Source organism: Pseudomonas sp. YY-1, assembly GCF_002843095.1.
In the GTDB taxonomy this organism is placed as follows: Bacteria; Pseudomonadota; Gammaproteobacteria; order Pseudomonadales; family Pseudomonadaceae; genus Aquipseudomonas; species Aquipseudomonas sediminis_A.
The window spans coordinates 80,593-102,705 of sequence record NZ_PJLX01000012.1 but is presented as its reverse complement, the minus strand read 5'-3'; the positions used below and the strand labels follow the sequence as shown (position 1 = coordinate 102,705).

Here is a 22,113-nt window from a genome sequence, read left to right as displayed (position 1 = left end):
GGTCGTCATGAGCACCGCCCAAGTCGAACGCGTGGAACTGGATCAACTGGTCTGCTGGCGCATTCGTGCTGCCGGCAGCGAATTGCTGGTAGCCCAGCAGGGGGCGCAGATTCTCAGTTACCAGCAGGGTGAGCAGCCGCCGCTGATCTGGCTAAGCCCGGATGCAGCCTATCAGCATGGCCAAAGCGTGCGTGGTGGTGTGCCGGTGTGCTGGCCCTGGTTCGGAGATCTGCGCCGCAATCCGCAGGCCGTGCAGGCGCACTATCACCTCGAGCAGGCGCCGGCCCATGGCCTGGTGCGTGCATTGGACTGGGAGTTGCTGGGCATCGACGAGGAGGACGACGCTGTCACCCTGCGCTTTGCCTACGACACGCGCACTCAGCCGCTGGAGGGCTGGCCCAGGGATGTCGGCCTGACCTTCGTCGTGCGCCTGGCAGACGATCTCGGCATGAGCCTGGAAACCCACAATCGCGGTACGGAGCCGCTGACACTGAGCCAGGCGCTGCACAGCTACTTCGCCGTCAGCGACGTGCGCCAGGTCAGCGTCGAGGGGCTGCAGGGCTGCCGCTATATCGACACCTTGCAGGACTGGCAGGAGCTGCGTCAGCAGGAAGCGCTGGTGTTCGATGCGGAGACCGATCGCATCTACTTCGACACCGCCGCGCGACTGAGCATCGTCGATCCGGGCTGGGGTCGGCGCATCCATCTGGATGCTCGTGGTTCACGTTCGGCTGTGCTGTGGAATCCCTGGGTCGACAAGGCCAAGCGCCTGTCGCAGTTCCCCGACGAGGCCTGGCAGAACATGCTTTGCATCGAGACGGCCAACGTGCTGGAAGACATCGTGCAGCTGAAAGCCGATGAGCGTCATCGGCTTGAGTTGCGCCTGTCCAGCGAGCCGCTAGCTAGTTAGCGCTGCCCTGCTGCTCCAGCGCCTGGCGAAGCGGCTCGGCGCTGGTAAAGGTCTGTTGCTGAACCAACTGCCCATCCTTTAGCTGCAACCACAGCACTTTGCCTTCCGCCGCCGGGTAGCGCGGAGCGATGCGGGCGTCGCGGTCGAGGAGGATGCGGTAGTTATAGTCGCGCATCTTCGGCAGGGCGAAGAGCGTGGCGATGATACGGGGCATGCGGCTGACGTCGGCGAGGAAGACTGCCTGGCGCTGTTCCAGATAGCCTTTGGGTTTGCCTTCCAGAGCGGCGTTGACCAGTTTGGCGCCATCCATGTCGCGCGCGACCAGTAGGATCTGCGTTTCGTCGTTCAGGGTGTAGGGCGCGTCGAACTGATCGAGCAGCGTCCAGGGCGCCAGGCGCTCGCCGGGCTCCAGGGCCAGTGCAGCGGTGGACAGCAGGCACAGCAACAGCAGGGCAGCAGCTTTCATGCTGGAACTCCTAGCAGGGGATGGCAGGCAGTTAGAGGTCTTCGTCGGTCACCAAGCGTACTTCGCCGGCATCCATGGCATAAGCGGCGTCGGCCAGGTCGTTGCTGACCTGCTCCACCTTCAGCGCGCCACTGACCCACAGCGGGGCGTAGATGTCGTCGAGCGGGATGCCTTTCGGGTAGCGCACCAGGACAAGCTGATTGGGCGGTGGTGGCGGCACGTGTATGCAGGCGCCCGGATAGGGCACCAGGAAGAACAGCGTGCTGTTGCCTTTCTCGTCGTTTTCCAGCGGCACCGGATAGCCGCCCAGGCGGATGGCCTTGCCGTCGAGTTCGGGCACGGTCTTGGCGGAGTACATCACTGCCGGCAGATCCTGATCCTGCTGGCGCAGGCCGCCCTCACTGTAGAAGGTGCTGTCGCCTTCAGGACTGTCGTGACTGATCTCGGGCATTTCCTCGAGGGCCTTTCGGTCTTCGGGTGGCATCAAATCGAGCCAGTCGGTTTCCGGCAGTTCGGCGTGGGCCAGGCCGGTACAAAAGAGTAGGGCGAGCAGCAAGTGGCGCATGGGGTATGGCATCTCGTGGCGGCGTAAACGAGGAGCCGACAAGTCGGCTCCTGGCTGGGCTTGTCAGCCCTTCTTGATCGCGCCGTAGATTACCAGCAGAACGATGGCGCCGATCACTGCGCCGATGAAACCGGCCGCCTGGCCAGCTTCGTAGATGCCCAGCGCCTGCCCGCCGTAGGTCGCGGCAATGGAGCCGCCGATGCCAAGCAGGATGGTCATGATCCAGCCCATGCTGTCATCGCCGGGTTTGAGAAAGCGTGCGACCAGACCGACGATCAGGCCGATGAAAATGGTGCCGATAATGCCCATTGGCGTATCTCCTTGATGAGTGCCGCGTGTGCGGCAGGCGCGTCATGAGACAAGTCAACGGGGCTATCAGTTCGCCTCGTCTGGCGGCAGAACGCCATAACGGCGGTAGATCAGGGCAACTTCGCCCTCTTCACGCATGCGTTGCAGTTCAGCGCCTAGGCGGTCATAGAGCTCGCGTCGGTCGCTCTGGTAGCGTTTCAGCGATGCGCCGAAGTGGTTGCCCAGTACCTGCTGGTGGGTGTAGTGCGCGTAGCTGTAGGCGCGAAAGTTCATGGCCTGGAATTGCGCCTCCATCGGTACGGCGTCGATCACCGCGATGGTGTCCAGGCGCCCAGCCCGGAACATCGCGGCCAGCTGCGCATCGTCGCTGGCATAGGCGCGGCCGAGCAGGTCATCGCTGTCGAAAGGTTCGAAATAGGACGTACCGCGTTTAACACCCAGAGACAGCTCGTACAGATCCGCGTAGCGGCTCAGCCTGGCTTCTTCCCCAGGGCGCACGACGAAGCGAACGTTCAGTTGCTGACTGCCGATGCTGGGCAGGAAATGGATGTACTCGCGGCGCTGTTGAGTGAGCAGCACGCGTGGCACCAGGTCGACTCGCCCGGAGCGCAGGTCCTCAAGACTGCGCAGGAAGGGCGCTTCACGCCACTGCAGATCCACCCCGATACGGTGTGCGGCCGTTTCCAGTACGCTGATCAGCGGGCCGCTGGGCAGCCCGTCGACAGCTCGCATTTCCGGCGGTCGTTCGCGAAAGTCGACGCGCAGCACCTCTGGCGCGCCAACACAGGTCAGCGAAAACAGTAACGGCAGTAAGGAAAGAAGACGCTTCATGGGGGGCTCTTGAACGACCACCGTCGTTCAAGAGTCTAGCTGCGAATCGATCTGTCAGTCTTCGGCGATCAGCGCCTGAACGTCGGCGATACGCGCATCCAATGTGGCGCGGTCGGCACTGCGCAGGGTGGCGTGGCCAACCTTGCGCCCAGCCTTGAAGGCCTTGCCGTAGTGGTGCAGGTGGCAGTCAGCGATGTTGATCACCTTGTCCACCGGCGGCACTTCACCGATGAAGTTGAGCATGGCGCTCTCGCCCAGCTTGGCGGTGGAGCCCAACGGCAGGCCGGCGACGGCGCGCAGGTGGTTCTCGAACTGGCTGCACTCGGCGCCTTCGATGGTCCAGTGCCCGGAGTTGTGCACGCGCGGGGCGATCTCGTTGGCCTTGAGGCCGCCGTCGACTTCGAAGAACTCGAAGGCCAGCACGCCGACGTAATCGAGCTTGTCCAGTACGCGGCCGACGTAGTCTTCGGCCAGCGCCTGCAGCGGGTGATCGGTGCTGGCGATGGACAGGGCGAGAATGCCGCTGTCGTGGGTGTTGTGCACCAGCGGGTAGAAGCGCGTTTCACCGTCACGGGCGCGCACGGCGATCAGCGACACCTCGCCGGTGAACGGCACGAAGCCTTCGAGGATGCACGGCACGCTGCCCAGTTCGGCGAAGGCGTCGGTGACGTCTTCCGGCTTACGAAGCACCTTCTGGCCCTTGCCGTCATAGCCCAGGGTACGGGTCTTCATCACCGCTGGCAGGCCAATGCTGGCAACCGCAGCGTCGAGGTCGGCCTGCGACTGGATATCGGCGAACTCCGGTGTGGGGATGCCCAGCTCACGGAACATGGACTTCTCGAACCAGCGGTCACGGGCGAGGCGCAGGGCTTGCGCGCTCGGGTAGACCGGCACGAACTGCGAGAGGAAGGCCACGGTTTCCGCTGGCACGCTCTCGAATTCGAAGGTGACCAGGTCGACCTCGTCGGCCAGCTGGCGCAGATGATCCTGGTCGCCGTAGTCGGCACGGATATGCTCGCCGAGCGCCTGCGCGCAGGCGTCCGGCGCCGGGTCGAGGAAAGCGAAGTTCATGCCCAGCGGGGTGCCCGCCAAGGCCATCATGCGGCCCAGTTGGCCGCCACCGATCACACCGATTTTCATAACAAAGCCCCTTTTTCAGCAGGTGGCGAACCAAGCAGTTGAACGTTGCCCGCAGCGCAGGAAGCGGAGTTTACGCCGGTAAGTGAGCATTCCGAGCAGCTCACAGCGTTCGAATGCGCTGTGTCGCAGCCCCTGATGGAATGGGCTTCAGGCCTCGCGCGGATCCGGGTTGCTCAGCACGGTATCGGTCTGTTCCTGGCGGAACTGCTTCAGCGCCGCGTGGAACTGCGGGTGCTGGTGACCGATGATGCTGGCGGCCAGCAGGGCGGCGTTGACCGCGCCGGCCTTGCCGATGGCCAGAGTGGCGACCGGGATACCGGCAGGCATCTGCACGATCGACAGCAGCGAGTCGACGCCCGAGAGCATCGACGACTGCACCGGTACGCCGAGCACCGGCAGATGGGTTTTGGCTGCGCACATACCCGGCAGGTGAGCGGCGCCACCGGCACCGGCGATGATCACCTGAATGCCGCGTGCTTCTGCCTCTTCGGCGTACTGGAACAGCAGGTCCGGGGTGCGGTGGGCGGAAACCACCTTGACCTCGTGGGGGATGCCCAGCTTGTCCAGCATCTCGGCGGTGTGGCTAAGGGTGGACCAATCGGACTTGGAGCCCATGATCACGCCAACCAGTGCGCTCATCGTCGTGCCTCTTCTCTCGGGCGCCTCGCGGCGCGTCAAAAACCAACAAGCCACGCGGGCGGGCCAGCGTGGCTTGTCATGATTCGTTGGCCGGGTGCTGCCGGCCGAAGGCCGCGCAGTATAACGCAAAGCCAGCGCTGGCGGGCAGTGGCGACGACCGTTTGTCATGCAGGATGTGGCAGAGCGGGAAAACCGCCTAAACCTTGCTCTGGAGCAATGCCGGCACGGGCTGCGCGCGCAAACTGACGCTCCACTCGCATGGAAGAGGAACAGCACATGAACCAGACCATGAAAGCCGCAGTCGTCCACGCCTTTGGCGAACCCCTGCGCATCGAGGAGGTGAAGACTCCGCTGCCTGGCCCCGGGCAGATCCTGGTGAAGATCGAAGCTTCGGGCGTCTGCCACACCGACTTGCACGCCGCCGAGGGCGACTGGCCGGTGAAGCCGAGCTTGCCGTTCATTCCCGGTCACGAGGGCGTCGGCTACGTGGCGGCGGTCGGCAGCGGTGTGACTCGGGTCAAGGAGGGCGACCGCGTCGGCGTGCCCTGGCTGTACACCGCCTGCGGCTGCTGCGAGCACTGCCTGACCGGCTGGGAAACCCTGTGCGAGAGCCAGCAGAACACCGGCTACTCGATCAACGGTGGCTATGCCGAATACGTGCTGGCTGACCCGAATTACGTCGGCGTCCTGCCGAAGAATGTCGATTTCCTGGAAATCGCGCCGATCCTCTGCGCGGGGGTGACGGTGTACAAGGGCCTCAAGGAAACCAAGGCACGCCCCGGACAGTGGGTAGCGATCTCCGGTATTGGCGGTCTCGGTCACGTGGCCGTGCAGTACGCGCGCGCCATGGGCCTGCACGTGGTCGCGGTGGACGTCGACGATGCCAAGCTGGAGTTGGCGCGCAAGCTCGGCGCCAGCCTGACCATCAATGCGCGCAAGGAAAACCCGGCCGAGGTGGTGCAGCGCGATATCGGCGGCGCCCACGGCGTGCTGGTCACTGCGGTGTCCAACGCCGCCTTTGGCCAGGCCATCGGCATGGCGCGCCGGCATGGTACGGTGGCGCTGGTCGGCCTGCCGCCGGGCGACTTCCCCACGCCGATTTTCGACGTGGTGCTCAAGGCCATCACCATCACCGGCTCCATCGTCGGCACCCGTGCCGACCTGCAGGAGGCGCTGGACTTCGCCGGTGAAGGCTTGGTCAAGGCCACGGTGCACAGCGACAGTCTCGACAACATCAACGGCATCTTCGATCAGATGCGCAGCGGGCAGATCGAGGGGCGCGTCGTGCTGCAGTTCTAAGGCAAGGAAATGGCCACGGATAGGCAATTTTCCTACAGAACGGACGCGGAAGAGCGCACAGATTGCCGCCAGACGGCTGGCTATACTGTGCGCCCTTCATCCGTACAAGGACGTATCGTCATGAAACAGTACGTTTCGCTCGTTGCTCTCTCTCTGCTCTCTCTTCAAGCCGCTGCGCTGGATCTGGCCAAGCATCCGCAGGTCTTCGATGCCGGCCAGGGCGTCAGCCTGGCGCTGGCTCCTTCTGCCGACGGCAAGCAGGCGCTGGTGCAGGTCCGCGGCATCAACCACCCGCTCGACGAAGTGGTGTTCCTCACCGACGTTCGCGAGCTGGGCAACGAGCAGCGCGACTACGGCATCCGCCTCGATGGTCGTGACTACAACCTGTTGAACAAGCGGCGCGCCTGGAGCGGCGAAAGCTATCAGCTCAACCTGCCGAACACTCAGGGCTTCGAACTCAGCTACAACGAGGACAAGACCAAGGCGCTGAAGCCGAAGGATCTCCTGGCGCTCTATGAGAAGCAGGAAAAGGATGGCCTGCAGGCGCGCCTGGCTGCCTTCGACCGCAAGCAGCGTGTTGCCGATTACAGTGCGCGCCTGCAGCAAATGGACGGCGAAGCCACCAAGGCCTGCGGTACCTCGCTGGCGACCAAGGTGGACTGGAGCGCGATCAGCGACGAGCAACTGATTGGCCTCAGCGTGCCGAGCTTCTGCGGCGAGGTGGTCAATCAGATGGCCTATCTGTGCGGCCGTGATGACCGCTACAAGGCCGAAGCCAAGACCCTCAAGGGCGTCGACTGCCGCTTCGGCGAGGCGATGAAACTGCACGAGAAGGACGGCCAGCTGCAGTTCACCACCCATTCGGATGAAGCCAACCAGGGCGACTTCATCAACGCCATCCTGCGTAACCGTTGATCGTATCGGGCGGGCGTTGACCCGCCCCTCGCGGCATATTTCTTGCGTTCTATTCTCAGTCTTCCCCCCACGGAACGCATCATGCTGCACGCCTCGCTGACCACCCTGCACGTGGTTTCCCTGATCCTGCAACGCTTCGCCGACCAGCCCGAGTTGCGCCCGCAATTGCTGGCCGGGAGCGGTATTGGTGCGGCTGATCTGGACAATGCCGACGCGCGCATCACCCGGGTGCAGGAGTTGCAGGTGTGTGCCAATGCCCTGGCCCTGCGTGCCGACATGGGGCTGGAGTTGGGGCGCAGCCTGCATGTTTCCTCCTATGGGCTGCTCGGTTACGCCGCGCTCTCGGCTGCCACCTTTGGTGACGCCTGGCGCCTGCTGTTGCAGTACCCGGCGCTACTCGGCACCTATTTCCGTCTCGATCTACAGGTGGAAGGCGAACTGGCCTGGATCTGCGCCAGCGGCTATCGCGATGCCGAGGCGCTGGAAGTGTTCAACGTGGAGATGTGCCTGGCTTCGCTGAAACTGATCGGCGATGAGCTGCTGCGTCAGCCGATACCGCTGGAGGGTGCCGAGTTCACCTATGCCCAGCCGCGCTATATGAAGCGCTATGCAAAGAGTTTTCCCTGCGCGCTGCGCTTCGAGGCGCAGCGCAATGCCTTCGCCTTTCCTGCCGCGTTGCTGGAGCGCCGCCTGCCGCTGGCCGACAGCGTCACCCATGGCGATATGGTCGAGCGCTGCCGTCGCCTGAACGCCGAGTTCAGCAGCCGCCAGGCCTGGCTGGAGCGGGTGCGCCAGTTGCTGGCCGCACAGTTGGCCGAGCCGCCGGGGCTGGAGAACCTGGCGCAGCAGATGCACTGCTCGCCGCGTACCTTGCGTCGCCACCTGCAGGAACTGGGTACCAGCTATCAGGGCCTGCTCGACGAGTTGCGCTTCGAGCGTGCCAAGGCTCTGCTCAATGAGCAGCAATGGCCGGTGTATCGCATCGCCGAAGTGCTGGGCTTCAGCGAAACCGCCAGCTTTCGGCATGCTTTCCAACGTTGGAGCGGCGTGCCGCCGAGTCGCTTTCGCGCCTGAGATGATCGATGGCATTCGCGGCTGAAGCTGCTCCTACACACTCCGTAGGAGCGGCTTCAGCCGCGATAAAAGCTCGCCGCTAAAGCGCCTCCCACAAGTGTGCTCACTTCTCTGCTTGTACGTTGCGATACATCTGCAAGCGCGCTGCTTCATGCAGGCCACGGCTTAGCCCCAGCAGGCGCTGGAACTCTTGCGGGTGCTGCTCGGCCACATTGTCACGCGGCGTTGGCGAGTGCAGGTCGTGCAGGGTCGGTGAGCTGCCGTCGTGCTGCATCTGCACGAGAAAATCCCGGGTCACCGCGCCGATCACCGGGAAGGTGCCTTCCTGCAGCACCAGCGGTACCACCCGCTCACCTTCCGGCGCCGGCAGTTGCAGGTCGCGACCGAAACCGCCGTTGTCGAAGGGCACGCCGACCAGCCCGGCCACCGTCGGCAGCAGATCGGCCAGACCCACGGCTGCGTCGAACTCGCGCGGCGCCAACCATTTCGGTGCATGAATCAGCAGCGGCACGTTGTTGCTCTCCAGCCCCAGTTGCTCGAAGGCCGGCGCCATGTGCGGGATCTGGCTGATGCGGGTGTTGTGGTCGCCGAAGAAGACGAAAATGGTGTCGTCGTAGAAGCCCTGCTCCTTGGCCAGCTCCATCAGGCGGCCGATATTGAAGTCCAGCAGGCGCACGGCGTTGTACTGCTCAACGCTGCGCGAGCCGGCCTGCTGCACCTGTTCCAGCGGCAGGTCGAGCGCCTCGAAGCCGTCGTTGTACTTGGGGATGGTAAAGGGCCGGTGGTTGCCGGAGGTCTGCAGGTAGGCGAAGAAGGGCTTGTCCTTGGGCAGGGCGCCGAGGATGCGCGTGCTTTCCTTGAAGAAATCCAGGTCGGAAATGCCCCACACGTCCACCTGCGGCGATTGCCAGTGGCGCTCTTCATAGAGCTGCACGTCGTCGATACTTTGGCGGATCAGCGCGTTGATGTTGGCCCAGCCGGCGTTGCCGCCGATCATGTAGAACTTCTCATAACCGTCGAGCGCGTTGATCAGCGTGCGTTGGCGGGCGATCAGCGGGTTGCGCGTGGCGGTCTCCTGGCGCGACACGTCGGGGATGCCGGTGATGCTCGCCCACACCGTCTTGGCGGTGCCGGTGACCGGCACGTAGAAGTGGCGGAAGAACCAACTTTGCTGGGCCAGACGATCCAGGTTCGGCGTCGGGTTCAGCGGGTTGCCGTAGGCACCCACCGCACTGGTACCGAGGGATTCGAGCATGACGAAAACCACGTTGGGCTGGCGCTCGGCCTGAATGCGATGCGCTTGCACCGGCTGGTGACGGAAGAAGTTCAGCCCCTGCGCATCACGCTCGCTGACGCCCAGGTAATCGGCTACTACCTCGTAGTGCTCGCGCGTGGCCGCTTCGTCGAAGGCGGCGGGTTCGAGCTTGAGGGTGTCGAAGAGAAACAGCGCCGGGTTGAGGCCGAGCGCGCCGATCTGGCTGTTGCCGCTGTAGAAGGCATCGCTCCAGCGGAGCGGCACCGGGTTCTCCAGGTTCAGCGCGCTGGCGCGACCGAGCAGGCCGAAAAACACCAGCACGCCCATAACCGCCGCGCCGCCAAGGGCCGGCAGCACGCCGACCTTGCCGCTGGCAGGGCGATCCAGGGTGGCACGCTCCAGGCGCAGAAGCGCCCACGCCCACAGTGCCACACCGGCCAGCCAGGCCAGGGTTATCCACAGCACCGGGTAGGTCTGCCAGAGCATGCCGGCGGAAATCTGCGCATCGCCGGCAAAGCGCAGCACCGTGGCATTGAGGCGCACACCCAGGTAGGCGTAGTGGCCGAAGTCGACTATGTACAGCAGGCCCAGCGCCGCCACGGCCAGCAGTAGATAGCCGCGCAGCAACCAGCGTATGGCGCGAAAGCGCGCCAGGCGCAGCTTCGGTAGCGCCAGCAGGAGGCCAACCGGCAGCATCAACAGCAGGGCCAGACGCAGGTCGAAGCGCAGGCCGATGCCGAGGGTCGGCAGCACGTCCGGCTCGCTGAGGCTGTCGACGGCGGAGAAGCCCAGCAGAAACAGCCCGCGCAAGGCGGCGAAGAGTACGAACAGCAGCGCCGTGAGGCCTGCCAGGTAATGCAGGCGGCGTGATTTCAACCAGCTCATGCGAGGTTCCTAGTTCGAGTCGAGAGTCGAATCAGCAGCCAGCGTCCGCCTGCCAGAAGCAGCGCGCCGAGGCTGTAGAGGGCCAGGTAGGGGTCGATCAGGTAATCCCAGTAGTTTTCCGAAGTGCCCAGGCGCAGGGCGAAGGCCAGGGTCGCCAGTACCAGCGTCAGGGCGCCGAGCCAACTGCGCTGGATGATCAGCACCACGCACAGCAGGCCCAGCACCAGCAACATCGGCCGCGGTTCGAAGCCGAGCTGGTAGGGGTCGGCATAGCTCAGGCCCAGCGCCGCCGGGTAGAGCAGCACGGCCAGACCGGCGAACAGCGCCAGGCTGGCCAGGCGATCACCGGCGCTGGCAGGTGCCACGCCGAAGCGGCTCATGGTCGCCCAGCCAAGCAGCACCAGGCTGGCCACCGACAGGTCGCCGATATAGGTGCGCAACTGCAGCGCCAGGCTGATGCCTTGCACCGGCAGCAGGCTGAGCAGCAGGCAGCCCGCCAGCAGAATGCCGCGTTGGAGTTTATTGCGCGTCAGTCGCGTGAAGATCAGGAAGACCAGCAGGGCGAAGGCCAGGTGCGGCAGCCAGAAGTCAGTCATGCGGGCGGCGCTCCGACAGCCAGCCCTCGTTGAAGGCCAGGTGCTTGATGAACATGTCGTTCCACGAATAGACGAGGTGGTAGGTGCCCTCGCGGTCGCGGGTGAAGTAGGGGTACTCGTAGTCGAAGGTGCAGCCTTCGGCGCTGCACATGCGTGCGCTTACCTGTTCGAGAAAGCGCGCCTGCAGCTCGGGCTTGCCGCCGCTGGCGCGGTATTTCTCGCTGACCACGGCGGGAAATTCGTCGCGTGGGATCGGCTCGCCCCAGGGGTTGGGCGTCTCGTCCAGCTCGCCCAGGGTGCGCCAGTTACCCAGCTTGGCGTCGGTGGCGTAGAGGGTCAGGCGGAAACGGCCGTCCTCCAGGTCATTCATCGCCACCAGCAGGCTGCCGTCGGGGCGACCGACCGCCGCCAGGGATGAGTTGGGGTTGCTCGGTTCTACTGGTTCCGGTCGGCTCCAGCTACGCCCGGCGTCTTCGCTGTAGCTGGCCAGCACGCGGTGATGCTCCTCACCGGCATAGCGCAGCAGGGCCACAGCGCGGCGTTCGTCCAGCGCCACGACGGTCGGTTGCAGGGAGTAGCGGCCCTTGCCGATGCGGTACTTGCCCAGCACCTCGCCATTCGCGCTCAGGTGCAGGTACTCGGGAAACTTGCCGAGGAACTCGTGGTACACCGGCAGGCCGATGCTGCCGTCGGCATGGAACACCGGCGTGGCGCGCACCAGAGTGCTGATGTTGAGAAAGGGGCTGGTGACCAGCTGGCGCGGCGCCGACCAGGTTTCACCGAGGTCGTCGGAGACCATGGCGTTGACCGCGCTACCAGCCCAGCCGCCGAGCGACACCGAGACGTAGAACAGCCACAGGCGATTGTCCGGCGCCAGGCTGATCACCGGGTTACCCAGCTTGCGGATGTGCTTGCCGACCGCGCGTTGGGTAGCTTCACGGGTGGCCAGCACGCGCTCGGCGCTCCACTGGCCACTGGCGGCATCGAAACGCGCGGCGCGAATCTGTACGTCTGCGGCACCTTCGCGGCTGCCGGCGAACCAGGCCGCCATCAGGTCGCCGCCGGGCAGGCCGGTGATGGAGGCGGAATGCACGAAATCCTCCAGATCGGAGGAGGCGAAGTGCGCGGCCAGGGTCGGTGTCGCGTCGGCCGCGGGTGGCGCTGGCTGGCTGGCGAAGGGTGCCAGCGCATGGGGCGCGGCGCCGAGCCAGGCGCAGGCGAACACCGTGGCCGCGCCCAGCAGCAGGGCGCAGGTCTTGAAGGTCGAGGTCATGGTTGCGGTTTCAGGGATGTCGTGGCGATGCCAGATGCGAGCTGGCGACTTCTTCCACCGGGCGGGCGTCGACCGGGTCGTAGTAGACCTCCAGCTTGCGACCGGCAGCGTCGAAGCCGTAGATCTCGTAGCAGTGGCCGGGAGTGATGCGGAACTTGGTGATCTGTACGCCCTGGCGCTTCATCTGCTCGCGGAACTGCGACTCCGGCATCCAGGCGCTGCGGTCGGGGCGGGCACAATCGGTGTCGGCCAGCAGCGGCGTGGCGCCGAGCAGCAGCAGGCCGCCCAGGGCGGTGCGGGCTAAAAGGGGCATGGCAGGGTTCTCATCACGAGGCGCTGGCCGCCAGGGCCGGCGCCGGGGGCTGCGATCAGTCTTCGATCTCGGTCTTCACGGCCTTGCCGCTGACCGGGTCGTGGTAGATCTCGACCTTGCGGCCTTCCTTGTCGAAGCCGTAGATCTCGTAGCAGTTGCCTTCGGTGACCTTGAACTTGTTGATCTTGTAGCCATCGGCCACCAGCTTGGCCTGGAACTGGTCGGGGTCTTGCCAGGTGGAGCGTTCGGCCGTGGTGCATTCGGTCTTGGCGAAGGCTGGCGCGGCACAGGCCAGCAGGGCGGAAACGAGCAGTAGACGACGCATGGTGAGGCTCCTGATGGGGTTCGGAGCCGTCACCTTCGGCGTCCTGGCTTAACGAAAACTTAAGGCTCACACCTCGTTACATCTTGCCGGTTAGCGTCCGGCTGGCAGCGCAATTTGGCCATTTCGATCCCCTTTTGGCCGTTGCCAGCGTTTTCGACGCTGGCCGAGCAGGCGAACAATGCAGGCACAACAACGAGCCTGGAGCGCTTTGCATGCTCACCTACTACAGCGACGACCACCACCTGCACCACGGCAAATGCGAGCTGATCGACGGGCAACTGATGCCCTGCTTCGAGAAGCCGCAGCGCGCCGACCATATCCTCGCCCGTGTGAACAATCGCCAGCTCGGCGAGGTTCGCGCACCCAAGGACTTTGGCCTGGCGCCCATCGAGCGCATCCACAGCAAGGCCTACCTGGAATTCTTCAAGGGCGCCTGGGCACGCTGGCAGGAGCAGGGCGGCAAGGGCGACCTGCTGCCGTTCACCTGGCCGGCGCGCACCCTGCGCCGGATGATCCCCAACGACCTGCACGGCCAGCTCGGCTACTACAGTTTCGACGGCGGTGCGCCGATCACCGCCGGCACCTGGCAGGCCGCCTACAGCGCGGCGCAGGTGGCGCTTAGCGCCCAGCAGGAGATCGCCAACGGTGCCCACAGCGCCTTCGCCCTGTGCCGTCCGCCAGGCCACCATGCCGCCGGCGACGTGATGGGCGGTTACTGCTACCTGAACAACGCCGCTATCGCCGCCCAGGCCTTCCTCGACCAGGGCAGCAAGAAAGTCGCCATCCTCGATGTCGACTACCACCACGGCAATGGCACCCAGGACATCTTCTACCAGCGCAGCGACGTGCTGTTCGCCTCGATCCACGGCGACCCGGCCGAGGAGTTCCCGTTTTTCCTCGGTTATGCCGACGAACTGGGCGAAGGCGCTGGCGAGGGCTACAACTTCAATTACCCGTTGCCCATGGGCAGCTCCTGGGAAGCCTGGAGCGCCGCACTGGAGCAGGCCTGCCAGCGCATCGCCGAATACGGCGCCGAGGTGGTGGTGGTGTCGCTGGGCGTGGACACCTACATGGAAGACCCGATCTCGCAGTTCAAACTCGACAGTCCGGACTACCTGGCCATGGGCCGGCGCATCGCCGCGCTGGGCCTGCCGACGCTGTTCATCATGGAAGGCGGCTACGCGGTGGAAGCCATCGGCGTCAACGCGGTCAACGTGCTGGAAGGTTTCGAGGGCGCCTGATCGGCGCCTCTTCAGCAATCAGAAATCTGCCAAACAAGAGCAATATTTCAGGGGTGCTAGAACGATGAAAGCCATCAAACAGATGCTCGGCGTCGCCCTGTGCGGCGCCACCCTGCTCAGCGGCGCGGTGCAGGCCAAGGAGCTGCGCGTATACAACTGGGCGGACTACATCCTCCCGGAGGTGCCCAAGGATTTTCAGAAGGAGTCCGGCATCCAGATCACCTGGGACACCTTCGAGACTAACGAGGCGCTGGAGGCCAAGCTGCTCACCGGCAACTCCGGCTATGACCTGGTGATTCCGTCCAACCAGTTCCTCGAAACCCAGATCAAGGCCGGCGTGTTCGCCCCGCTGGACAAGTCGAAGATCCCAAACTGGAAGAACCTCGATCCAGTGCTGCTTGGCCTGCTGGAGAAGAATGATCCGGGCAACCAGTACGGCGTGCCCTACATGTACGGCACCGTGCTGATCGGCTACAACCCGGACAAGGTCAAGGCCGCGCTCGGTGAGGACGCGCCGGTCAACAGCTGGGACCTGGTGTTCAAGCCCGAGTACATGGAGAAGCTGAAATCCTGCGGCGTGGCCATGCTCGACTCGCCGACCGAGATCATCCCCATCGCTTTGCACTACCTGGGCCTGGACCCCAACAGCACCAACCCGGCCGACTATGACAAGGTCACCGAACTGCTGCTGAAAGTGCGCCCGTACGTGGCCTATTTTCATTCGGCCAAGTACATGACCGATATCGCCAACGGCGACATTTGCGTGGCCATCGGTTATTCGGGCAGCTTCTACCAGTTCGCCAACCGCGCCAAGGAAGCCGGCAACGGCGTGACGATCAACTGGCGCCTGCCTAAAGAAGGCGCGCCGATCTGGTTCGACACCTGGGCCATCCCCAAGAGCGCGCAGAACAAGGATGAGGCGCTTGCCTTCATCAACCACCTGCTCGAACCCAAGGTCATCGCCCCAATCAGCGATTTTCTCGGCTACCCCAACCCCAACGTACCGGGCATGGAACTGGTGGGCGCTGAAATCGCCGACGACCACGACCTGACGCCGACCCCGGAGCTGCAGAAGTCACTGTACGTGGTGCAACCGCTGCCGCAGAAAATCGAGCGCGTGCGTACGCGGGCGTGGACCTCGATCAAGTCGGGCAAGTGATTCGTCACTAACGGCTCGCGGCTGAAGCGCAATGCTGCCCAGCCGCCCCTACAAACGCGATGCTTCGTATAACCGATGGTGCCCATGCTCTGCGTGGGTGCCTCTGTATACGATGCTGCGCGTCATGCCAGGCGGCGCTGGCCACTATGAAGATTGCAACGGGCGTAGTGCATCCTGGGCTGAGTTACCAATGATTGAAACTTGTAGGAGCGGCTTCAGCCGCGATGGTTTACGCACCCGAACGCTGGTGAATAACGGCCAAGTCCCCGAGCAAATTTTTGATGATGGATTTTGTGCATAGTTTTGTACAAAAGATAACAGCAGAAATTTCTCCGGTGCGGACGGTTGTTATGTTTTTACGATTTTATGCCATATATATACAGGCTTCTTCTTAATTCTTCCGGCATTTCCTACAAGAGGTAGCGCTTCTGTTAGTGCGCCAGCTACACCTAGCATTAAGGCGGGAATGAGTGGAACCGTTGAGCCTGTCACTAGTGCAGCGGCAAGCCCGCTTAAAGTAGCTATTCCTCCTTTAGCGCTAGCTCTTGATATCGAACCTACATGGCTACGGATTTCATCAATTTGAGGCATGATTTCGGAATGAAATAAAATCTTTGCTTGCCTATCAAAGTCTTCACCAGAAAAGCTGGCTAGCTGTGCAGATACATACTGTAAAGAATAGTTGAACCTTTCGAATGCAACGTTGTGACGGTCTCTCAGTTCTATAATGGTTTCAGGTTTATCAATATATATAAAGCCATTATTTGCATCTAAAAATCGAGCTGAAGTGTGTTTTCTACCGGAGTCACTTTTTCCGGACATTGATAGAAAGTTGGCCTCAAACTCGGATTCTGTTATGTAGGTGTGACCTAGCTTCTCGGCTAAATACGTTTCGTTGTATATATTAATCAAGCGACTCCGCATCGCTTGGTTTGTTGACTGATAAGCCCAGCGCTTAAATTTTTCAGAATCTAACGTTCCATTTGGATCCCAGACCTGTTGGCAAATAAGCTCGCCAGAGCCATTTTTTTTACAATTTTCCAGTGTTTGAAACAAGAATAGACTTGTTCCTGATCTCCAATAATCTTTTTCAAAACTAATATGAAGAGCTGTTCTTCTGTTTTCGAATGCGTCTTCATTTAGAATCAGCATTTCATCATTTTTAGATTTTATAACTGATTTAATAATTGTGTTTTTGTGGATGAAATCATGAATCTCAGAGGGAATGGAGGATCTAAAGGCGTCTTCGGATAAAAGTAATGGGATGTCGTTGCTAGGTTTATTAAAGTAGGAGACGGGAAGTATTAATATAAAATTCGCTCTAATTAGCTCAAAGGCCCACTCAAAAAAACAAAGGCCTTTAGTCAAGCTGGAGATGCTTAAGCTGCTTGAAGACGTCACCAGAGGGTCGTCGAGAATTATTGAGTCGTAAACCAAGGCGGATGACAAAATACTTGATTCGCTATTTCTTGTGGATCCGGTGCTAAATAGCGCATTTAATTTGTCATTCGCTATGTAATTATCTATTTCAGATTCGGCGGTGCTAATTCTAGCCGCATTATAGTGAGACAATCTTTTCGATATCTCCTCATGTGTAAGGCGCTTGATATCGAAAGCCTTGCCTGTGCTGGTCAGAAGCCCCGCGTCTATAAGTAAATCTAAAGCGAGATTACTCAATGTGGCTCCTCAGAAACATAATGGTGATCAGATGGAAACGATAGTGATCCGATAGTAGAGCCTTCCACATAACTCCGCACCATCCTCATGGCTGCGTTGGAAAAACCCCCTTCAAATCAGTGTATTACCAGCCGGCCTCTGGTGGTTGGACGTATTAGCTTGACGTCCTCTTTTGGCCCTACGACGTACGAGGGCAAAAAGTACAACCAAGCACTTGCCCCGGACTCTCCGTAGCCTGGATTAGCTTCTGCCGTAATCCGGGACAACATCACCAACAGCCAACGCTTACCCACCCACCGCCCCCGTCTCTAACTTGCGCCACAGCAGGCGCACGGCCGCCTTGCGCGACATGCCCCAGCGATACAGGCGGATCTCCAGCGGGATGTGCCAGTGTTCCTTGCCGCACACCACCAGTTCGCCACGGGCCAGCTCGGGGCTCATCGACAGGCGCGGTACCCAGGCCACGCCCAGACCTTGCATGGCCATGGCCTTGAGGCTGTCAGCCATGGCGGTTTCATGCACGGTGGTCGAGCGCAGGGCGCGCTGGCGCAGCAGCAGGTTGACCGAGCGGCCGAGGAAGGTGCCGGCGCTGTAAGCCAGCAGCGGCACGCTCTGTCCGGTGTCCAGGTCGAACAGGGGTGCGCCTGTTTCATCTGCGGCGCATACCGGCAGCATTTCGCTGTAGCCCAGGTGCAAGGACGGGAACATGTCCGGTGCCAGCTGCACAGCGGCGTCCTGGTCGTGGTAAGCGAGGATCAGGTCGCAGGTGCCCTCACGCAGCGAGTGCACCGCTTCGCCGACGTTGGTCGCCACCAGGCGGGTGCTCAGCGGCAGGCCATCGCGGCGCAGGCGGGCGATCCATTCGGGAAAGAAGCCGAATACCAGCGAGTGCGCCGCTGCTATTTGCAGCGCTTCGCCCTGTTGTCCTTCGAGGTGATGCAGGTGACGCACCACCTCACCCAGTTGCTCGACCATGCTGCGTGCGGTGAGCAGGAACAGCTGGCCGGACTCGGTCAGCTCCACCGGCGTGCGCGAACGGTTGACCAGCGTCAGCCCCAATGCGGCCTCGAGGCTGCGGATGCGCCGGCTGAACGCCGGCTGGGTGACGAAGCGCTTCTGCGCCGACTGGGAGAAACTGCGGGTCGCGGCCAGGGTGACGAAGTCTTCCAGCCATTTGGTTTCCAGGTTCACAGGCGCGTCCTCCGCTCATGTCAGGGCAGTGCACACGGTTGGTGCATTGTTGCGGTCACATCCACATTATGCCGATCATGCATAGGGCAGCAAGTAACGGCATTGGTAGCGAGACGGTCAAGGCCCCTATTCTATGGGCATCGCGGCACTCGCCGTATTTCCCAAGAGTCATCTCTATCATGTCCTCTGCTGCATCTGTTCGCGTCGAAAAAGACCTGCTCGGTACCCTCGAAGTCTCCGCTGATGCCTACTACGGCATTCAGACCCTGCGTGCCGTGCAGAACTTCCGCCTGTCTGGCGTGCCGCTGTCGCACTACCCGAAGCTGGTGATCGGCCTGGCCATGGTCAAGCAGGCTTCGGCTGACGCCAACCGCGAGCTGGGCCACCTGTCCGCTGCCAAGCACACGGCGATCAGCACTGCCTGTGCACGCATCATCCAGGGCGAGTTCCACGAGCAGTTCGTGGTTGACATGATTCAGGGCGGCGCCGGCACCTCGACCAACATGAATGCCAACGAGGTGATCGCCAACATCGCCCTCGAGGCCATGGGTCACGAGAAGGGCCAGTACCAGCACCTGCACCCGAACAACGACGTGAACATGGCGCAGTCGACCAACGACGCCTACCCGACCGCCATCCGCCTCGGCCTGCTGCTCGGTCACGACAGCCTGCTGAGCGCGCTGGACAAGCTGATTCAGTCCTTTGCCGCCAAGGGTCTGGAGTTCGGCCACGTGCTGAAGATGGGCCGCACCCAGTTGCAGGACGCCGTGCCGATGACCCTCGGACAGGAGTTCCGTGCCTTCGCCACCACCCTCGGCGAAGACCTGCAGCACCTGAAACTGCTGGCGCCGACCCTGCTCACCGAAGTCAACCTGGGCGGTACCGCGATCGGCACCGGCATCAACGCCGATCCGAAATACCAAGCCCTGGCGGTCAAGCGCCTGGCCATTATCAGCGGTCACCCACTGACCCCGGCTGCCGACCTGATCGAAGCCACCAGCGACATGGGCGCCTTCGTGCTGTTCTCCGGCATGCTCAAGCGCACCGCGGTCAAACTGTCGAAGATCTGCAACGACCTGCGCCTGCTCTCCAGCGGCCCGCGTACCGGCATCAACGAAATCAACCTGCCACCGCGTCAGCCGGGTAGCTCGATCATGCCGGGCAAGGTCAATCCGGTGATTCCCGAGGCGGTCAACCAGGTGGCCTTCGAAGTGATCGGCAACGACCTGGCGCTGACCATGGCAGCCGAGGGCGGCCAGTTGCAACTGAACGTGATGGAGCCGCTGATCGCCTACAAGATCTTCGACTCGATCCGCCTGCTGACCCGCGCCATGGATATGCTGCGCGAGCTGTGCATCGATGGCATCACCGCCAACGAAGACCGCTGCCGTGAACTGATGGAAAACTCCATCGGCCTGATCACCGCACTCAACCCCTATATCGGTTACGAGAATGCCACGCGCATCGCCAAGGTCGCTCTGGAAAGCGGACGCGGCGTACTGGAGCTGGTGCGTGAGGAGCAACTACTGGACGAGTCCACCCTGGCCGACATCCTGCGCCCCGAGAACATGATCGCCCCGCGCCTCGTGCCCTTGCAGTCCTGATTGGCGATTCGGCAACGCCAACCGTCGGCTGCCCGCCCGTCCGCGTAGCTGACAACCTGATTCATAGGAGGCCTTCACCAGCCTCAACCTTCAGGGATGGCCTCGGCCATCCCTTTTTTTGCCCGACATTCTGGGGGTCGATGCGATACATCAGTCGCGGCTACGACTGCATGGATGCAGGAGGTAGAGCGAAGCAGGATGCCAGAGCCGAACGCCCCTCCCACAGGCTCTATCTCGGCTTGCTACAGCTTCCACGCCCGGCGTAGCGTTTGCACCGCCTCGACGATCTGCGCCTCTGGCACCGCAGCAAAACCGAGCACCAGCCCGGCGCGAGCATCCTCAGCCGTTTCGCTGCCGGGCAGCCAGTAATCGCTCAAGGGGTTCATCTCGATGCCGGCGGCGCGTGCGGCGGTGATCAGCTCGCGTTCCCGCGCAAGACTCTCCACCTTGATGCTCAAGTGCAGGCCGGCGTCCACGGCTGGTAGCGAAGAGCATCCCGGAATCATCGCCGGCCAGGCCGCGAGCAAGGCGTCGCGCCGGCTGCGTGCGGCCTGGCGCATGCGCCGTACGTGGCGCTGGAAGTGCCCGGCAGCGATGAACTCGGCCATCACCGCTTGGGTGCCGATCTCCGAGTGGCGCATCTCCAGCGCTTGGCGCCGGGCGAAGCTCTCGGCCAGCGCAGGCGGCAGCACCAGGTAGCCCAGGCGCAACGCCGGAAAGGCGAGCTTGCCGAACGTGCCGATGTAGATCACCCGTTGCTGCTCGTCCAGCGCCGCCAGTGGCGCAAGCGGCGTACCGCTGTAGCGGTACTCGCCGTCGTAATCGTCCTCGATGATCCAGCCGTTCACGCGCTTGGCCCACTCCAGCAATGCCAGGCGCCGTGGCAGCGACAGGGTCACGCCGGTGGGGTACTGGTGCGCGGGCGTGACATAGGCCAGCTGGCAATCGTTGAGGCGCTGTAGCGCGTCGATATCCATGCCTTCGCAGTCCACTGCGATACCGCACAGTTGCGCGCCGGCCACTGCGAAGGCATGGCCCGCCGCGCGGTAGCCGGGATTTTCCAGCGCCACCCGCGCGCCGTGCTGCACCAGCAACTGCGCGCAGAGGCTGATGGCCTGCTGCGAGCCGCAGGTGATCAGGACCTGCTGCGCCTCGCAAGTCAGGCCGCGGCTGTTGCGCAGATAGGCGGCGATCAGCTCGCGCAGCTGCAGGTCTCCGGCAGGGTCGCCATAGCCCAGCCGGGCCGGCGAGGGTTTGCGCCAGAAGCGCGCCTGCAGGCGTGCCCAGGTCTCGAAGGGGAACAGGTCGAACGCCGGTACACCGATGCGAAAGGCGCGTGGCGCGCCCTTGGCCGGTGTGGCCAGGTGGTGACGCAGCAACAACTGCAGTGCTGGGCTGTCCGCTTCGACAGTGATGGCGGCGGCAGGCTGGCTGTGCGGCAGATCGGCGACGTAGGTGCCATCGCCGACCCGTCCGGCTACGTAGCCCTCGGCGTACAGCTGGTCGAGCGCGCGGGTCACGGTATTGCGCGAGATGCCCAGCAGCGTGGCCAGCTCACGGCTGGCCGGCAGGCGTGTGCCACTGGCCAGGCGGCAGTCGAGGATGCGCTCGCGCAAGGCTTGGTAAAGCTGGCGCGCCAGGCCCTGACCGGGCTGCAGATGAATGCCAGAAAGATCGAATGGCAGGGCAGGCGAGCGCGTCATGATCGGCAAATTGGCTCTATGAAAGTCGTCAGGAATGGATCTTACATCAGGCCAATATCCTGCCTAGCATGGCCCCATCGCGCTAGGAGAAACCCTCATGTACTGCCCCGCCGCCTTTCGTCAGGACGACCTGCCCACCCTGCATGCGCAGATGCGGTCCAGCGGACTGGCCATCGTGACCAGCAGCGGTGCGCAGGGCTTGCAGGCCAGTCATCTACCGCTGCTGCTGGCGCCTGAAGAAGGCGAGTTCGGCACCCTGTACGGCCACTTTGCCCGGGCCAATCCGCACTGGCGTGATCTGGCCAGCGGTGCCGAGGCGCTGGTGGTGTTCAGCGGTGCGGACGCTTACGTGCATCCCGGCTGGTATCCGGCCAAGGCCGAGCACGGCAAGGTGGTACCGACCTGGAATTACATTGCCGTGCATGCCCGGGGCCAAGCGGAAGTGTTCGACGAGCCCGAGCGCCTGCTGCAACTGGTCAGCCGCCTCAGCGACCGCCATGAGCAGGGTCGCGCGCAGCCCTGGGCAGTCGAGGATGCGCCGCGCGACTACATCGATGCCATGCTGCGCGCCATCGTTGGCTTCGCCCTGCCGATTCGCCGGCTCGAAGGCAAATGGAAACTTAGCCAGAACCGTTCCGAGGCAGACCAGGCCGGTGTCTGCGCCGGCCTGGCGACGTCCGCCAGCCCGCGTGACCACGAACTGGCAGCGCAGATGAATCCCACCGACTGACTCCACAGGAAGG

General features: G+C 62.8%; 22 protein-coding genes. 8 read left to right on the top strand and 14 right to left on the bottom strand.

Translation table 11 applies throughout. The features are described 5' to 3' along the window. Positions 1-7 precede the first annotated feature (7 nt). Positions 8-910 carry a D-hexose-6-phosphate mutarotase gene (locus CXP40_RS17205; RefSeq protein WP_106734754.1) on the top strand — a complete coding sequence of 301 codons (903 nt, stop codon included), beginning with the start codon at positions 8-10 and terminating at the stop codon, positions 908-910. Here CXP40_RS17205 and CXP40_RS17200 read toward each other — a convergent pair. The 6 genes from CXP40_RS17200 to purE all read right to left on the bottom strand — a co-directional run bounded on the left by CXP40_RS17200 (position 903) and on the right by purE (position 4,860). After that, the gene (locus CXP40_RS17200; protein ID WP_106734753.1) at positions 903-1,376 is read right to left on the bottom strand and encodes an FAD/FMN-containing dehydrogenase; all 474 of its coding nucleotides are present in this window, start codon (positions 1,374-1,376) and stop codon (positions 903-905) included. The two genes, CXP40_RS17205 and CXP40_RS17200, sit on opposite strands and share 8 nt — an antisense overlap. 31 nt (positions 1,377-1,407) lie before the next feature. Continuing rightward, the gene (locus CXP40_RS17195) at positions 1,408-1,941 is read right to left on the bottom strand and encodes a DUF3299 domain-containing protein (protein WP_106734752.1); all 534 of its coding nucleotides are present in this window, start codon (positions 1,939-1,941) and stop codon (positions 1,408-1,410) included. Between the two features lie 63 nt (positions 1,942-2,004). After that, entirely contained in the window at positions 2,005-2,250 is a 246-nt protein-coding gene (locus tag CXP40_RS17190; protein WP_024306226.1) for a GlsB/YeaQ/YmgE family stress response membrane protein, read from the bottom strand. 66 nt (positions 2,251-2,316) lie between these two features. Beyond that, positions 2,317-3,081 (bottom strand): ABC transporter substrate-binding protein, encoded by a 765-nt coding sequence (locus CXP40_RS17185; RefSeq protein ID WP_106734751.1) that lies wholly within the window; start codon positions 3,079-3,081, stop codon positions 2,317-2,319. Between the two features lie 54 nt (positions 3,082-3,135). Further along, positions 3,136-4,221 (bottom strand): 5-(carboxyamino)imidazole ribonucleotide synthase, encoded by a 1,086-nt coding sequence (locus CXP40_RS17180; protein ID WP_106734750.1) that lies wholly within the window; start codon positions 4,219-4,221, stop codon positions 3,136-3,138. A 147-nt stretch (positions 4,222-4,368) separates the two neighbouring features. Next, on the bottom strand, positions 4,369-4,860 hold the full coding sequence (gene purE / locus CXP40_RS17175) for a 5-(carboxyamino)imidazole ribonucleotide mutase (protein WP_106734749.1): 492 nt from the start codon (positions 4,858-4,860) through the stop codon (positions 4,369-4,371). Positions 4,861-5,136: 276 nt separating this feature from the next. Between purE and adhP the strand changes: the two genes are divergently transcribed. The 3 genes from adhP (at position 5,137) to CXP40_RS17160 (ending at position 8,148) form a co-directional block, all read left to right on the top strand. Further along, on the top strand, positions 5,137-6,159 hold the full coding sequence (gene adhP / locus CXP40_RS17170; RefSeq protein ID WP_106734748.1) for an alcohol dehydrogenase AdhP: 1,023 nt from the start codon (positions 5,137-5,139) through the stop codon (positions 6,157-6,159). Between the two features lie 120 nt (positions 6,160-6,279). After that, positions 6,280-7,074 (top strand): hypothetical protein, encoded by a 795-nt coding sequence (locus CXP40_RS17165; protein ID WP_106734747.1) that lies wholly within the window; start codon positions 6,280-6,282, stop codon positions 7,072-7,074. A gap of 81 nt (positions 7,075-7,155) precedes the next feature. Next, a complete protein-coding gene (locus CXP40_RS17160) occupies positions 7,156-8,148 on the top strand; it encodes an AraC family transcriptional regulator (protein WP_099524956.1) in 993 nt (330 codons plus the stop codon). Positions 8,149-8,251: 103 nt separating this feature from the next. Here the strand turns inward: CXP40_RS17160 and CXP40_RS17155 are convergent, their stop codons facing one another. From CXP40_RS17155 to CXP40_RS17135, 5 genes are read right to left on the bottom strand one after another with little or no spacing between them, the layout of a single operon-like run. Then, positions 8,252-10,288: an LTA synthase family protein gene (locus tag CXP40_RS17155; protein ID WP_106734746.1), complete on the bottom strand. Its 2,037-nt coding sequence runs from the start codon at positions 10,286-10,288 to the stop codon at positions 8,252-8,254. Further along, on the bottom strand, positions 10,285-10,884 hold the full coding sequence (locus CXP40_RS17150) for a hypothetical protein (protein ID WP_106734745.1): 600 nt from the start codon (positions 10,882-10,884) through the stop codon (positions 10,285-10,287). Before CXP40_RS17150 ends, CXP40_RS17155 begins: the two co-directional genes overlap by 4 nt. Then, positions 10,877-12,157 carry an exo-alpha-sialidase gene (locus CXP40_RS17145; RefSeq protein ID WP_106734744.1) on the bottom strand — a complete coding sequence of 427 codons (1,281 nt, stop codon included), beginning with the start codon at positions 12,155-12,157 and terminating at the stop codon, positions 10,877-10,879. The genes CXP40_RS17150 and CXP40_RS17145 overlap by 8 nt, the downstream gene beginning before the upstream one ends. Positions 12,158-12,167: 10 nt before the next feature. After that, positions 12,168-12,470 carry a PepSY domain-containing protein gene (locus CXP40_RS17140; RefSeq protein WP_106734743.1) on the bottom strand — a complete coding sequence of 101 codons (303 nt, stop codon included), beginning with the start codon at positions 12,468-12,470 and terminating at the stop codon, positions 12,168-12,170. Between the two features lie 55 nt (positions 12,471-12,525). Next, positions 12,526-12,795, bottom strand: coding sequence for a PepSY domain-containing protein (locus tag CXP40_RS17135; RefSeq protein WP_106734742.1), 270 nt, complete (start codon positions 12,793-12,795; stop codon positions 12,526-12,528). 212 nt (positions 12,796-13,007) lie between these two features. Between CXP40_RS17135 and CXP40_RS17130 the strand changes: the two genes are divergently transcribed. Both CXP40_RS17130 and CXP40_RS17125 read left to right on the top strand, forming a co-directional pair. Continuing rightward, a complete protein-coding gene (locus CXP40_RS17130; RefSeq protein ID WP_106734741.1) occupies positions 13,008-14,036 on the top strand; it encodes a histone deacetylase family protein in 1,029 nt (342 codons plus the stop codon). Between the two features lie 64 nt (positions 14,037-14,100). Continuing rightward, positions 14,101-15,195: a polyamine ABC transporter substrate-binding protein gene (locus CXP40_RS17125; protein ID WP_106734740.1), complete on the top strand. Its 1,095-nt coding sequence runs from the start codon at positions 14,101-14,103 to the stop codon at positions 15,193-15,195. Positions 15,196-15,543: 348 nt separating this feature from the next. On the opposite strand, the gene CXP40_RS23695 is transcribed toward CXP40_RS17125, so the two are convergent. Both CXP40_RS23695 and CXP40_RS17120 read right to left on the bottom strand, forming a co-directional pair. Beyond that, entirely contained in the window at positions 15,544-16,872 is a 1,329-nt protein-coding gene (locus tag CXP40_RS23695; protein ID WP_157831692.1) for a hypothetical protein, read from the bottom strand. A 285-nt stretch (positions 16,873-17,157) separates the two neighbouring features. Then, positions 17,158-18,063 (bottom strand): LysR substrate-binding domain-containing protein, encoded by a 906-nt coding sequence (locus tag CXP40_RS17120; RefSeq protein WP_099524948.1) that lies wholly within the window; start codon positions 18,061-18,063, stop codon positions 17,158-17,160. A gap of 179 nt (positions 18,064-18,242) precedes the next feature. Between CXP40_RS17120 and aspA the strand changes: the two genes are divergently transcribed. Continuing rightward, positions 18,243-19,667 carry an aspartate ammonia-lyase gene (gene aspA / locus CXP40_RS17115; RefSeq protein ID WP_106734739.1) on the top strand — a complete coding sequence of 475 codons (1,425 nt, stop codon included), beginning with the start codon at positions 18,243-18,245 and terminating at the stop codon, positions 19,665-19,667. Positions 19,668-19,909: 242 nt separating this feature from the next. On the opposite strand, the gene CXP40_RS17110 is transcribed toward aspA, so the two are convergent. Continuing rightward, a complete protein-coding gene (locus tag CXP40_RS17110) occupies positions 19,910-21,370 on the bottom strand; it encodes a PLP-dependent aminotransferase family protein (RefSeq protein ID WP_106734738.1) in 1,461 nt (486 codons plus the stop codon). A 97-nt stretch (positions 21,371-21,467) separates the two neighbouring features. Here CXP40_RS17110 and CXP40_RS17105 point away from each other — a divergent pair, with 97 nt between their 5' ends. Further along, positions 21,468-22,100, top strand: a complete 633-nt coding sequence (locus tag CXP40_RS17105) for an FMN-binding negative transcriptional regulator (protein ID WP_106734737.1) — start codon at positions 21,468-21,470, stop codon at positions 22,098-22,100. Positions 22,101-22,113 lie beyond the last annotated feature (13 nt).